Genomic DNA, 12875 nt, shown 5'->3' on the forward strand with positions numbered 1-12875 from the left:
CGGCGGCGCCCGTACCGGCCCCGCTCGGCAACGCCCCCGGGCCCGCCCGGCTCCGGCGCGCGACTCCGCTGTGCACCGCTCTCCTGTGCCGGTCCCGGGCTCCGCTCAGACATCCCGCCATCCTGCCACGCGTCACCGCGGCGCCCTCGCCCTCCTCACCAGGCACGATTGCACTCGCCTCGAACTTAGGCTTACCTTACGCGAACAACGTTCGCATCGGAGGTCGCCATGCCCGAAGCCACCCCACCCGTCCTCGACACCACCCACGCCCGGCCCCACTCACCCGCCGCCGGCCACACCCGGTCCGGCATCGTCCTGGCCACCGTCTGCCTCTGCCAGTTGATGGTCACCCTCGACGCCAGCATCGTGAACATCGCGCTCCCCGCGATGGGCCACGCGCTCGGCTTCGCCGACAGCGCGCTGCCGTGGGTGGTCAACGCCTACGCGCTGGCCTTCGGCGGCCTGCTGCTGCTCGGCGGCCGGATCGCCGACCTGGTCGGCCACCGCCGTGCCCTGCTCTCCGGGCTGGTGCTGTTCGGTCTCGCCTCCGTCCTCGGCGGCTTCGCCCAGACGTCCGCCCAGCTGGTCGCCGCCCGCGCCGGACAGGGCGTGGCCGCCGCGCTGCTCGCGCCGATCAGCCTGACGCTGATCATGGTGACCTTCACCGAAGGCCCCGCCCGGGCCCGGGCGCTGGGCATCTGGTCGATGGTCACGGCGGGCGGCAGCGCACTGGGCGTCCTGCTCGGCGGCGTCCTGACCGACCTGCTCGACTGGCGGTGGGTGTTCTTCGTCAACCTGCCGATCGTCCTGGTCGCCGGTCTGCTGGCCGGGCGCTCCGTCCCCGCCGTCCGCCCGCCGCGCACCGGCCGGCCGGACGTGGCCGGCGCGGTCCTGGCCACCGGGGCGATGGTGGCGCTGGTCTACGGGCTGATGGAGGCCGACCGCCACCCGTGGGGTTCGACCCGCACGCTCGGCACCCTCGGCGCGGCCCTGCTGCTGGGCGCGGCCTTCCTGGCCTGGGAGGCCCGGTTCGCCACCGCGCCGATCGTGCGGCTCGGCATCCTGCGGGTGCGCACGGTCTGGGTGTCCGGCCTGATCGTCACCCTGCTCGGGGCCGCGATGCTGGTCGGCTTCTACTTCTGCTCGCTGTACCTGCAGAACGTGCTGCACTACGGCCCCCTGGCGGCCGGCGCCGCCTTCCTGCCGTTCTGCGCCGGAACCATGGCGGGCAGCATGGTCGCCGCCCGGCTCACCGCACGCGTCGGCGGCCGCGCCGTCCTGACCACCGGCCTGCTGCTGGCCGGCCTCGGGATGCTCTGGTTCGGCGGGCTCGGTGTGGACTCCGGCTACCTGACCGCCTTCGTCGGCCCGTCGCTGGTGACCAGCCTCGGCGTCGGTCTCTGCATGGTCGCCAACACCTCGATGGGCACCTCGGGGGTCGACCCGCGCGAGGCCGGTCTGGTCAGCGGGCTGCTCAACGCCGGCCGCCAGTGCGGCGGCAGCATCGGCCTGGCCGTGCTCTCCACCCTCGCGGTGACCACCACCCGGCACGCGGCCGGGGGCGGCGACACCGCGGCGGCCGCGCTGGCCGCCGGGTACGACCGGGCGTTCGTCGTGACGGCGGTGCTGCTGGGCCTGGCGGCCCTGGTCGCGGTGCTGTTCGTCCCGGCGCCGAAGCGCGCGCCCGGCGCCCGCACGGGCGCGGAGGCGGTTACGGAGGCGGCCGCGCGACGCTGAACGGGCGGCCGCCGTCGGCCGGTTCCGCCGGCTCGCGCGGTCAGCGCGGTCAGCGCGGTCAGCGCGGTCAGCGCGGTCAGCGCGGTCAGCGCGGTCAGCGCGGTCAGCGCGGTCAGCGCGGTCAGCGCGCCGGGGTCGCGTACGCCGCTCACCCGCCCGGCTCATGTCCAGCCGGGCGAGCCGGCCCAGCCGGGCTCAGGCTCACGTCCAGCCGGCTCACCGGCCGAGCGCTCCCGGTCGGCCGGTGGGCGGCGGCGCCTCAGTAGATCAGGTAGCCCGGCCGGTGGCCCTCGTCCTCGATCTCCCCGGTCGCCTGGGCCCGCAGCTTGCGGGACAGCGCCTCCAGCGCGCGCGAGGCCGCGACCTCCTCACCGATCCGGGCGAGCGGACGGTCCTCCGCGCTCTTGAGCGACTCCCCGTGGGCGCTGAGACCCGGCGCCCTGGCACCGGTCAGCCTCGCGTCGCATCCCGTGTGCACACCGTCTTCCTCGAAGCTCAGCTCCACATCCCACTGGTTGTGCATGCCACACCTCCTGGCGCCTGCCCCCGTCGCCCTTGCTCAGGCCGGCACGGATGCGGACCCCGTGGCGGCTGCTCACACCAGCGTGCGCCCCCGGCGCCCACAGCGGCAAGCCCGGCCGGGGCCGGGGCCTCCCGGCGGCGGCGGGCCCGGCCGACCGGCCCGGGCGGCACGCGTCCCGGCGGTCGCGACAACGCCCCGGCGGTAGGCTGGCGGGAGCGCGCCGCGACCGCCGTCGAACTGCGGACCGCCGGCGCGGCGCGGGCAGCGACGTTCGGGTGGTCCCTACGTGGTGGTCTTCCTTCTCGCACTGAGCGCCGCCTGCTGCCTGGGCCTCGGATTCGTCCTCCAGCAGCACGCGGCACAGCGTGCCCCGCGTGCCGACCTGCTGCGCTGGCGGCTGCTGCTGGACCTGCTGCGGATGCCCGAATGGCTGCTCGGCACCGGTTTCATGGTCAGCGGCCTGATCCTCTCCGCGCTCGCCCTCAACCAGGGCGAGGTCTCGCTGGTCGAACCGCTGCTCGCCACCAACCTGCTGTTCGCGATGGCGCTCTCCCGCGTGCTGACCCGGCAGAGCCTCGGCCGGTCCGGCTGGGCCGGGGTGTTGCTGCTCGGCCTCGGCGTGACGGCCTTCATCGTGGCCGGCCGCCCCACCGGGGGCGGCGCACCGGCCGGCGAGCTGCGGCACTGGCTGGTGGTCGGCACCGTGGTCGGGCTGACGCTGCTGCTCGTCTCGATGGCCCGCCGACTGCCGCTGTTCGAGGAGGCCACCCTGCTCGCCCTGGCCGCCGGCCTGCTCTACGGCCTCCAGGACGCGCTCACCCGCACCACCACACTGCGCCTCGACCACGACGGGCTGGACGCGGTCCTGCGCAGCTGGCAGCCGTACGCCGTGGTGGCCGCGGGCGTGGTCGGACTGCTGCTGGTGCAGAGCGCGTTCGAGGCCGCCCCGCTGCGGATGTCCCTGCCCGCGCTGACGGCGGCCCAGCCGATCACCGGGATCGCCTGCGCGGTGGGCTTCCTCGGCGACCGTCTGCGGGTCACCCCCGGCGCCCTGGCCTGGGAGGCCGCGGGACTGGTGGCCATCGTCGTCGGGGTGGTGGTGATCGGCCGTCACCCCGCCATGCCGGGCAGCGCCCGCGAGACCGTGGCGGGCTCCGACGGACCACCCGACGGACCACCCGACGGCCGGGGCAGCTGTAACGGCAACGGTGCGGCCGACGGGGCCGAGGGCTCGGACGGCCCCGGCAGCTCCGACAGCACCGGCTCCCGGTAGCCGGCGCGGCGGCGGAACGGCGGCGGCCCATGTGCTGGAGCGCGCAGGCGGACCTCGTGGTCGGCGGGGTGGTGTCCGGCATCGGCGTCCTCTGCCTGCTCCGGGCCCGGCGCGCCGGACGGCCCGAGCGGCTGCCGCTCGCGGCCCTCCCCCTCGTCCTGGGCGCACACCAACTGATCGAGGCCGCGGTCTGGCTCGGGACGGAGGGAGATCTGCCCGCCGGCCCCGCCGGGTGGGCCCGCACCGCCTGGGCGGTGATCGCGCTGCCGCTGCTGCCCGTGCTGGTCCCGGTCGGTGTCCGGTGCGCCGCCCGCGACCGGGCCCGCCGGCGCCTGCTGCTGGCCTTCGTCCTGCTCGGCCTGCTCGTCGCCGTCCCGCTCGCCGTGGCCGTCGCGACCCGCCCGGTGACGGCCACCGCCCACGGCCACACCCTCGGCTACGCCGTCGGCATCCCGCACCCGGCCCTCCTGCTGACCGGCTACCTGGTGGCGACCGTCGGCTCGCTGCTGCTCAGCGGTGACCGCCTGCTGCGCCGGCTCGGCCTGCTCACCGGGGCGGGCGCCGTCCTCTGCGCGCTGCTCTGGCGGCTCGCCTTCGTCTCGACCTGGTGCGCGCTGGCCGCCCTGGCCAGCCTGCTCCTGCTGCACTGGACCGGCCGGCCGACCCGGGACCGGACCCCGGGGGCCCGATGAAGGAGTCGATCGGCCCGGGGCGCCGCCCGGGTTCACGTCAAAGCCCCCACGGAGCGAGCTCGTGGCCGTTCCTCGAAGGCCGGCCCCTGTTCGGCGACCTCGACCAACCACCGCTCGTATGCGACCCTGACGTCCGTGTTCGCCTACCCGCCCGCCCTCAGACGACTGCATCCCCTCGACTGGGTGGCCGCGGGCCTTCTCCTGTGCGGACTGCTCTTCCTCGCCACCGGGCTGCTCCCGGCGGACTCCGCCGGGGCCGCGGTCTCCCGGATCGCGCCCCTGCTCGCCTTCCTCGGCACCGTGATCGTGCTCGCCGAGCTCACCAGCGCCGCCGAGGTGTTCGACGTCCTGGCGGCGGGGGTGGCGCGGACCGCCCGGGGCAGCTACGCGGCCCTGTTCCTGCTCTGCGTGGCACTGGCCTCCGTCACCACGATCACGCTCAACCTGGACACCACCGCCGTCCTGCTCACCCCGGTGATGCTGGCCCTCGCCTCCCGGGTGGGCATCGCCCCGCTCCCGCTGGCCATGACGACGGTCTGGCTGGCCAACACCGCCAGCCTGCTGCTCCCGGTGTCGAACCTGACCAATCTGCTGGCCGCCGAGCGGGTCGCGCTCTCCCCGGCCGGGCTGGCCCGGGTCATGTGGGCGCCCCAACTGGCCGCCGGTCTGGCGACCATGGCCTGCCTGTGGTGGTTCTACTGGCGGCGCGACCGGCGCGGCGCGCTCGACTACCGGCCGCCGCCGGCCCACCGCCCGGCGGACCGGGTGCTGTTCAGGATCTGCGCGCTGACCTGTGCCGGCTTCCTGCTGGCGAGTGTGCTGGCCGACCTCCCGCTCTGGGTCGCGTCGGGAGCGGCGGCCCTGGTGGTGGTGACGGCGTTCGCCGTGCGACGGCCCGCAGCCTTGCGGGCGTCGCTGATTCCGTGGCGGCTGCTGGTGATGGTGCCGGGGATGTTCCTGGTGGTGCAGACCGTCGACGCGCACGGGCTGCACCGGCTGCTCGCCACGGCCATCGGGACGGACGGCGGGGTGGTCGGGATGTTCCGGGCCTCGGCGGTGGGCGCGGGCCTGTCGAACCTCCTCAACAACCTGCCCGTCTACCTGGCCGGCGAGGCCGCCGTCCCGGACACCAACCACCAGCAACTGCTCTCCCTGCTGATCGGCACCAACATCGGCGCGCTGGTGACCCCCTGGGCGTCGCTGGCCACCCTGCTCTGGTACGAGCGGTGCCGGTCGGCCGGTCTGCGGGTGCCGCTGCGGAGCGTCGCGGCGACCAGCGCCGTCCTGGCCGTCGGCGGCGTCACGCTGGCCACCGCGGCCCTCGCCTTGACGTCGTGACGGCGGCGGCACCACAGCGCTGTCACCACCGCTCCCGCATCACCGCGCTGTCACCACCGCTCCGGCGCCACCGCTGCCGCATCACCCCCGGCGAAAACCGTCCGCCCCGCCGTGGGAGCGGACCAGGCGCAGCTGCACCAGGGTGAGCCAGGTCTGCGGATCGGGCTCCACGTAGGCGGCCCGGACCGCGTGGCGCCCGGCTGTCAGGTCGATCCGCACATGCTCCTCCCGACCGGACTCCTCGCCCGTCCACGCCGCGTCGAACAGGACGGCCGGGCCCGGCACCTGCCAGATCACCTCCGGATCCCAGCAGGCGGCAAGCAGAGCCGCGTCGACACTGGCGAGCAGGGCCTCCTCGGACTCGGCGGCCGACCAGCGCACGAACAGACCCCGCTCCGCGAGCCAGGCCGTCGATGCCGGCTCGTCCGCCAGGACCAGCGCGTCGCTCGGGCCGACCGGGAGAAGCCCGGTCAGGCCCTCGACGGCGCAGGCCCGGTCGTAGTCGTCCACCGGCCCGCCGCCGCCCGCCGATCCCGACCAGGCGTCGAGCGCGGACTCGGGCACGACAACCAGCGGGCCGCCCAGCGACTCCACCCATCGGACCTGCACGGACTTCTCATCCCTCGCCATGCGAGGAAGCTACCGGCAGGGACCGACGACCGACGCCGGCAGTCGACTCGTCGACGCCCGCCGACGACTGCGCCGACACCGCCGACCGCACGGGTGCACGGGGGTCGGCCGCCGCACCGCGGCCCCGCAGGCGGTCCATCTCCCGCCACTCCGGCCGCAGGGCCGCCAACGAGGTGGTCGCGAAGTAGAGGCCGCCGCTCACCAGCAGGACGGGTATCAGACCGGAGAGGGCCACCGCCGCACCGGCGAGGAGGCCGCCGACGGGGATGCCGGCCCAGGCCAGGGAGTCGCCGAGGGCACCGACACGGCCCAGCAGATGGCGCGGCACCCGCTCGAAGGTCACCGCCCCGAGGATCGGGTTGAGGAAGCCGGCCCCGAACCCGCCCACCACGAAGACCGCGAGCACCACACCGATCGGCGCGTCCAGCGCGAGGACCAGGAACCTCGGCGCTCCGCAGAGCAGGAAGCCCGCGAAGAACACCACCCGGCGCGGGAGCCGGTGGGCGACGGCCGCCGCGATCAGGCTCCCGGCCACCGCCGCGATCCCCCAGGCGCTGCCGGTCAGCCCGATGGCAGCCGGGCCACCACCGGACTGCTGCGCCCAGAGCGGCACCAGGACCGTCATGAAGCCCGCGTCCAGGAGGTTGGTCACCGCGATCATGACGATCACGGTGAGCAGCAGCGGCTCACCGCGCAGGAACGTGAAGCCCTCCCGGAACATCTGCCAGTAGCCGGCCTGCTCCTCCCGCTCGTCGTCCTTCACCGACTTCCCGGACCTCGCGGACTTCCCGGACTTCACCGACCGCGCGGACCGCGGCGCGAGTGCGCCCCGGCCCATGCCCCGGGGCAGCGCGAACAGGACGACCAGCGCCCCCAGCCCGAAGGAGGCCGCGTTCACCGTCAGCCCGGCCATCGGACCGAGCAGCGCGACCAACCCGCCACCCACCGCCGGACCGATCGTCGAGGCCAGCCGCTCGGTGACCCCGGAGAGCCCGGTGGCGCGCTCCAGCGGCACCCGGGCGTGGTCGGCCGCCTCGGGGACCATCACCTCCTTGGCCAAGTCCCCCGGACCGCGCACCGCACCGACCACCGCGACCAGCACCAGCAGCAGCCAGAACGGCAACAGGCCCACACCGTGCAGCAACGGCACCAGGCCCGCCGCGACGGCACTCACCGTGTCCGTCGTCCAGGAGACGACGCGCGGGCCCAGCCGGTCGATGACCGGCCCCGTGAGTGCCTTGACCAGCACGTACGGCGCCATTTCGACGAAGGCGACCACGCCCGTCATGGTGGCGCTGCCGGTGGTGGCGAGGACGAACCAGGGCAAGGCGATGGCCGAGACCCGGGTACCGGTGAGCGAGACGGCCATCGCCGACAGCACCACGACCAGCGACCGGGCGCTGCGCGGGGCGGCGGCGGTCCCGACGACGGTCGGCGCGGTCATGATCCTGCTCCCGGCCCCTCGCGCCCGTCCACCGCACCGTCCGGCTCATCGGCGTCCCGCTCGGCCTCGTCCTGGTCGGCGCCGCGTTCGGGCTCGGGCAGCACCTGGACGACCACCGCCACCCGCTCGGCGCCGTCCGGAGCATCCTCCGCGTCGACCTGCCGATAGCGCCAGATAACGGCGGCGAGCTCCTCCTTCAGACTGCGGGCCTCCTCGGGGGTGAGCCGTAGCGCCAGGTCGCTGAGGTCGAGGGCATGGCGCCAGGCACGCGGCATGGTCTCGAACCCGTTCAACGCGCGCTGGGCGACCAGCGTGTGCGCGGCGACGATGGACCGGAGGTACCCGAGGGCCGCCTCCGGATCCTCGTCCGCCAGCTCCATGTCCGTCCACACGGTGAGCTGGTGGACCGCCCGCCACCACCGCTCGCGGGCGTTGCCGCGCTCGGTGTCCTCGGCGACGAACCCGGCGCCCGCCAACTGGCGCAGGTGGTAGCTGGTCGCGCCCGACGTCAGCCCCATCTGTTCGGCGAGCCGCGTCGCGGTGGAAGGTCCGCCCCTGCGCAGCAGTCCGATCAGCTGCACGCGGACGGGATGGGCCAGGGCCCGCAGGCCCTTGGCGTCGAGCACGACGTCACGCTGCGGCTCGGGACTGTGCGGCCACCGCTCTTCTCCGGTCATGGCAGCAGACTAGAACCGCAAAGACTTCTTCGCAAAGGGTTTTTGCGAAGAAGTCTTTGCGGTTCGGTCGGCCGGGTCCGCCGACCGTCGCGGCCCGCACCCCCCGGCCGCGCGCGCAACACCCCGACTCCGCCTCTCGGCGCCCGGCCTCACTCGCGGGCGATCACCAGGACCAGGACCACGGTGATGCCGCCCCCCGGGGTCTGCTCCACCGCCAGCCGCCCGCCTGCCGAGCGGACCAGACCGTCCACGACCGGGCCCGCCGCACCGCCGGAGCCCAGGCCGGCGAGCAGCCACTGCCGGGCCTCCGGCAGCTCGCTCTCCCCGCGGTCCACCACCCTGAGCTCCACCCGGGCCGGCGCGCCGTCCGCACCCGCCGACCCCCGCGGGCCGCGCGCCACATCGGCGCGCACCAACACCTTGGCCCCCCACGGGCTGCGACGGATCGCGTGATCGACCAGCCCGGCCAGCGCGGACTCCAACCGCCGGGCGTCCGCGACCACCACCGGCAGACCGGCCGGTATTCGGGCCACCACCTGCCCCGCGCGCCCACCGCCGCGCAGCACCCGCTGGACCACGTCGGCCACCTGGACGTGCGGCGCCCGCGGACCGCAGCCCTCCGCCCGGTCCGTCCACCGCACCCGTTCCAGTTCCGGCCGGCTGAGTTCGCGGGGGCCGGCCATCACGCCGGGCCGCGGCCGTCCGGAGCCGTCGGCGGGGCCGAACGCCACGCCCTCCCCGGCACCGTCCGGACCTGCGCCCGCACCGGGGCCACCACCCCGGCCCTCGCCACCCGTGCCACCGAACGCGCCGATCCCGCCGAGCGCCCGGGCGCCCGACGCGACATAGCCCCAGAGCTTCCCGCGTGCCATCGCCCTGCCCCTCGTGCTTCACCGATCACCGCCGCCGGCCGAGCGGCGAACCGGACTGGGCCGCGATACGGGCCCTTCCCGCCAAGCCTGCGCCCCGGCCGCACGGGTGACAATCCGGCTTCCGGGCACGAACCGGGCACGGCACCCCGCCGACCGGCCGGTTTCGAACCCGCCGACCGGCGGGGGTGCCGACGGACGGACGGTACCCGGCCCGGCCCCGCCAGGACCGCCCCCACCCCGTACGCCGGGCCCGGGGGCCGTCCCCGCCCGCCCGGCCCGATCGGGCCGCCGAACCTAGACTGGCCCCATGACCCGGCTCAACGACCAGGTCCGGGAGCTGCTCCAGGAGTACGCCGACCTGATCGCGATCACCGGCGGGGACGCCTTCCGGGCCCGCGCCTACGAGAAGGCCGCCCGTGCCGTGGGCGGCCACCCGGAGGACATCGACGGACTGGACGCCAAGGGCCTCCAGCAGATCCCCGGCGTCGGGAAGTCCACCGCCGAGAAGATCGCCCAGTACCTCGCCACCGGCCGGATGGAGGCCCTGGAGACGCTGCGCGCGGCCATCCCGGCCGGGGTACGCGAGATGACGGCCGTCCCCGGCGTCGGCCCCAAACGCGCCCTCGCCCTCTACCGCGACCTCGACATCGCCTCCGTGGACCAGCTCGCCGAGGCCGTCCGCACCGACCGGCTGAGTGCCGTCGCCGGCTTCGGCGAGCGCAGCGGCGAGCAGATCCTGCGCGGCATCGACGTGCTGCGGCGGTCCGGCGGGCGGACCCTGCTCGACGCCGCCACCGAGCAGGCCGAGCAGATCGTCGCCACGCTCGCGGCCGTCCCCGGCTGCACGCGCTGCGCGTACGCGGGCTCGCTGCGCCGGATGCGCGAGACCGTGGGCGACATCGACGTGCTCGCCACCGCCGAGGACTCCGCACCGCTGATGGCCGCGCTCACCACGCTCCCCTCCGTGGCCGAGGTGATCGCCGGCGGGCCGACCAAGACCTCGGTGCGCACCGCCAAGGGCCTCCAAGTGGACCTGCGGGTGGTTCCGGAGGAGGACTGGGGAGCGGCGCTGGTGTACTTCACCGGCTCCAAGGCGCACAACATCAGGCTCCGCACGATGGCCGTCCGGGCCGGGCTCAAGCTCTCCGAGTACGGCCTGTTCGACGCCGAGAGCGGCGCGAAGGTGGCCTCGGCCACCGAGGAGGAGGTCTACGCGGCGCTCGGCCTGCCCTGGATCGCACCACCGCTGCGCGAGGACCGCGGCGAGATCGAGGCCGCCCTGCGCGGCGAACTCCCCGAGCTGGTCACCGAGGCGGACCTGCGCGGCGACCTGCACACCCACACCGACCTCACCGACGGGGTGGCCGGCCTGGAGGACATGATCGACACGGCGGCCGCCCGCGGCTACGCGTACTACGCCGTCACCGACCACGCTCCCGACCTGGTGATGCAGCGCATGACGGACGAGAAGATGCTCGCCCAGCGCGAACGGCTGCGCGAACTCGCCGGCCGGCACCGGAAGTTGCGCCTGCTGCACGGCACCGAGCTGAACATCGGCCCGGACGGCGACGTGGACTGGCCGGCCGAGTTCCTGGCCGGCTTCGACGTCTGCGTCGCCTCCGTCCACTCGCACTTCGGAGCCGACCGCGCCGCCCAGACCCGCCGGCTGATCCGCGCCTGCGAGAACCCGCACGTGCACGTCATCGGCCACCTCACCACCCGGCGGATCGGCCGGCGCGGGCCGATCGACGTCGACCTCGACGCCGTCTTCCGGGCCGCCGCCCGGACCGGCACCGCGATCGAGATCAACAGCTCTCCGCAGCGGCTCGACCTGCGCGACGAGGACGTGCTGCTGGCGAAGCGGCACGGGGTCCGCTTCTCGATCGACAGTGACGCCCACTCCACGCAGCAGCTGGCCTACCCGAGGTACGGAGTCGGCACCGCGCAACGGGCCTGGCTGACCACCGAGGACGTGATCAACACATGGCCGTGGCAACGCCTGAAGCACTTCCTGCGCAAGGACGCGCTGCGGTAGAGCCCCGGCCCGCCGGACGGCACCCGCTGAACCCGAATTGCCCCGATTCAGGAAGAAAAGCCCTGGTGCAGAAGGCACCGGAGGCGCATCATGGAGATGGACCTGCGAGGAGCTGTGGGAGTTCGACCGCAGGAGGCAGTGGCGACAGATCGAGACGGATCAGGTCTGCCGCTGGTACCTCGGTCGACGATCGGACTGTGAGGCCGGAGGACGCGAAGTCCGGAGGCCACCCCCTCCCCGCAGGTTCCGCGCGCCCGACGACAGCCGAAGCATGCCGGCCGGTCGGGCACGCGGAGGTCCGCAAACCCTCGCGGTGACCCGGGGGCCGCTGCCCGGGCCGAGGGCAGCGCACCGCCCGCACACGCCTACGCGGCGTACCCCATCTCCCAGGCGTGCACGGCGATGCCGACCCGGTTCTGCACGCCGAGCTTGCGCTGGATGCTGGCGACGTGCGTCTTCACCGTGCCCGGCGAGATGAACAGCTCGGCGGCGATGTCGGCATTGGTCCGCCCGGCCGCCACCTGACCGGCGATCTCCACCTCCCGGGCGGTGAGCGGTACCGCCGGAGCGCGCCGGTCGGCCGCCCGCCGCGGCACGGTCACGTGCTTCAACAGCCGGACCGTGACGGACGGGCTGATCAGGCTCTCGCCGCTCGCCGCCGCCCGGACCGCCTCGGCCAGCAGAGCCGGACCGGACCGCTTCAGCAGGAAGCCCGAGGCGCCGTGCTGCAGCGCCGGGTAGACGTACTCGTCGAGGTCGAAGGTGGTCAGCACCACCACCCGGACCGGCGTGGCGGCACCGGGCCCGGCCAGCAGCCTGGTCAGCTCCAGACCGTCCATCCGCGGCATCCGGATGTCCACCAGCGCCACGTCGGGGCGCAGTTCCCCGGCGAGTCGGAGCGCAGCGGCGCCGTCGGCGGCCTCGCCGACCACGCTGATGTCGGGCTGGACCTCCAGGATCCGCCGCACACTCCGGCGCACCGCCTCCTGGTCGTCCGCGATCAGGACGCGGATCGGCCCCGGCCCGGAACCCGGGCGATGCCCCGGGCCGGGCTCCGGCCGGCACTCCACGCCGAGCTGCGGGTCGGGCTGCGGGGCGGGTTGCGGATCGGGCTCGGCCGTCGGACTCGTCACGGGGGGCAGTCTCGCACACCACCCCCAGCAACTGACGGGTCATAGGACCGTGCCCTTGAGGTCCGTCGCCCGGCCGTCCCGCAGGACGGCGACACTGGACGGGACCTCGACGCGGAACCGGGCATCGCAGTTCGCGAAGCCGCTGCAACTGGCCTCCAGGGTGAGCGTGTCGCCCTCCAGGGACCAGTCGCTCTTCTGCGTACCGACGACGTCCGCCTTGAACCAGCGGGTGACCTTGATGTCCTGACGGTCCGTCGCCACCAGATCGGTGGGGACGTGATGGAGCGAGACAACGTCGAGCGTGGAACCGCTGTAGGAGAAGGTCATCTCCTCGGGTTTGGCCTCGTCGGCGCTCGCACAGCCGGTGACAACCACCGACCCGGCAAGGGCGGCCAGGACGAGGACGATGACGGGCCTCGCCCTGCCGACCGTTCGGCGGCCGGGGCTCCGGCCGAAGGCCTTCGGACCGTCGGACTCCGGACGGACCGGCGATCGACGGACCAACAAACGACGAAAAGGCG

The 12875-nt window shown here is 74.7% G+C and carries 12 protein-coding genes; 5 read left to right on the forward strand and 7 right to left on the reverse strand.

The annotated features are described in order from the left end of the window. The first annotated feature begins 228 nt into the window (after window positions 1–228). Entirely contained in the window at window positions 229–1737 is a 1509-nt protein-coding gene (locus tag ACIQTO_RS12745; RefSeq protein ID WP_402386820.1) for an MFS transporter, read from the forward strand. 259 nt (window positions 1738–1996) lie between these two features. Here ACIQTO_RS12745 and ACIQTO_RS12750 read toward each other — a convergent pair whose 3' ends face one another. Next, window positions 1997–2260 carry a dsRBD fold-containing protein gene (locus tag ACIQTO_RS12750; RefSeq protein WP_329490920.1) on the reverse strand — a complete coding sequence of 88 codons (264 nt, stop codon included), beginning with the start codon at window positions 2258–2260 and terminating at the stop codon, window positions 1997–1999. A 286-nt stretch (window positions 2261–2546) separates the two neighbouring features. On the opposite strand from ACIQTO_RS12750, the gene ACIQTO_RS12755 reads away from it, so the two are divergent. The 3 genes from ACIQTO_RS12755 to ACIQTO_RS12765 all read left to right on the forward strand — a co-directional run bounded on the left by ACIQTO_RS12755 (window position 2547) and on the right by ACIQTO_RS12765 (window position 5563). Next, complete coding sequence (locus ACIQTO_RS12755; RefSeq protein ID WP_402386823.1) at window positions 2547–3533, forward strand: DMT family transporter; 987 nt, start codon at window positions 2547–2549, stop codon at window positions 3531–3533. A 29-nt stretch (window positions 3534–3562) separates the two neighbouring features. Beyond that, the gene (locus ACIQTO_RS12760; RefSeq protein WP_402386826.1) at window positions 3563–4225 is read left to right on the forward strand and encodes a DUF6629 family protein; all 663 of its coding nucleotides are present in this window, start codon (window positions 3563–3565) and stop codon (window positions 4223–4225) included. 135 nt (window positions 4226–4360) lie between these two features. Beyond that, complete coding sequence (locus tag ACIQTO_RS12765; protein ID WP_402386828.1) at window positions 4361–5563, forward strand: SLC13 family permease; 1203 nt, start codon at window positions 4361–4363, stop codon at window positions 5561–5563. 81 nt (window positions 5564–5644) lie between these two features. Here ACIQTO_RS12765 and ACIQTO_RS12770 read toward each other — a convergent pair whose 3' ends face one another. The 4 genes from ACIQTO_RS12770 to ACIQTO_RS12785 form a co-directional block, all read right to left on the reverse strand. Continuing rightward, window positions 5645–6193: an Imm21 family immunity protein gene (locus ACIQTO_RS12770; protein ID WP_402386831.1), complete on the reverse strand. Its 549-nt coding sequence runs from the start codon at window positions 6191–6193 to the stop codon at window positions 5645–5647. Continuing rightward, window positions 6180–7637, reverse strand: a complete 1458-nt coding sequence (locus tag ACIQTO_RS12775; RefSeq protein WP_402386834.1) for an MFS transporter — start codon at window positions 7635–7637, stop codon at window positions 6180–6182. The genes ACIQTO_RS12770 and ACIQTO_RS12775 overlap by 14 nt, the downstream gene beginning before the upstream one ends. Then, entirely contained in the window at window positions 7634–8314 is a 681-nt protein-coding gene (locus ACIQTO_RS12780) for an ArsR/SmtB family transcription factor (protein ID WP_402386837.1), read from the reverse strand. The genes ACIQTO_RS12775 and ACIQTO_RS12780 overlap by 4 nt, the downstream gene beginning before the upstream one ends. Before the next feature lie 149 nt (window positions 8315–8463). Beyond that, on the reverse strand, window positions 8464–9186 hold the full coding sequence (locus tag ACIQTO_RS12785; RefSeq protein WP_402386840.1) for a hypothetical protein: 723 nt from the start codon (window positions 9184–9186) through the stop codon (window positions 8464–8466). A 307-nt stretch (window positions 9187–9493) separates the two neighbouring features. Between ACIQTO_RS12785 and polX the strand changes: the two genes are divergently transcribed. Beyond that, window positions 9494–11221 carry a DNA polymerase/3'-5' exonuclease PolX gene (gene polX / locus ACIQTO_RS12790; protein WP_402386843.1) on the forward strand — a complete coding sequence of 576 codons (1728 nt, stop codon included), beginning with the start codon at window positions 9494–9496 and terminating at the stop codon, window positions 11219–11221. A gap of 365 nt (window positions 11222–11586) precedes the next feature. Here polX and ACIQTO_RS12795 read toward each other — a convergent pair whose 3' ends face one another. Continuing rightward, the gene (locus tag ACIQTO_RS12795; protein ID WP_402386986.1) at window positions 11587–12234 is read right to left on the reverse strand and encodes a response regulator; all 648 of its coding nucleotides are present in this window, start codon (window positions 12232–12234) and stop codon (window positions 11587–11589) included. A gap of 159 nt (window positions 12235–12393) precedes the next feature. Continuing rightward, the gene (locus ACIQTO_RS12800) at window positions 12394–12858 is read right to left on the reverse strand and encodes a hypothetical protein (RefSeq protein ID WP_402386846.1); all 465 of its coding nucleotides are present in this window, start codon (window positions 12856–12858) and stop codon (window positions 12394–12396) included. Window positions 12859–12875: the final 17 nt, after the last annotated feature.

The organism is Kitasatospora sp. NPDC091207 (genome assembly GCF_044768625.1).
Lineage (GTDB): Bacteria > Actinomycetota > Actinomycetes > Streptomycetales > Streptomycetaceae > Kitasatospora.

Bases quoted from the DNA above. Each gene is read 5' to 3' on its own strand.
- ACIQTO_RS12745 (WP_402386820.1), top strand. From the start codon at position 229: ATGCCCGAAGCCACCCCACCCGTCCTCGACACCACCCACGCCCGGCCC.
- ACIQTO_RS12780 (WP_402386837.1), bottom strand. From the start codon at position 8,314: ATGACCGGAGAAGAGCGGTGGCCGCACAGTCCCGAGCCGCAGCGTGAC.
- ACIQTO_RS12785 (WP_402386840.1), bottom strand. From the start codon at position 9,186: ATGGCACGCGGGAAGCTCTGGGGCTATGTCGCGTCGGGCGCCCGGGCG.
- ACIQTO_RS12750 (WP_329490920.1), bottom strand. From the start codon at position 2,260: ATGCACAACCAGTGGGATGTGGAGCTGAGCTTCGAGGAAGACGGTGTG.
- ACIQTO_RS12770 (WP_402386831.1), bottom strand. From the start codon at position 6,193: ATGGCGAGGGATGAGAAGTCCGTGCAGGTCCGATGGGTGGAGTCGCTG.
- ACIQTO_RS12775 (WP_402386834.1), bottom strand. From the start codon at position 7,637: ATGACCGCGCCGACCGTCGTCGGGACCGCCGCCGCCCCGCGCAGCGCC.
- ACIQTO_RS12760 (WP_402386826.1), top strand. From the start codon at position 3,563: ATGTGCTGGAGCGCGCAGGCGGACCTCGTGGTCGGCGGGGTGGTGTCC.
- polX (WP_402386843.1), top strand. From the start codon at position 9,494: ATGACCCGGCTCAACGACCAGGTCCGGGAGCTGCTCCAGGAGTACGCC.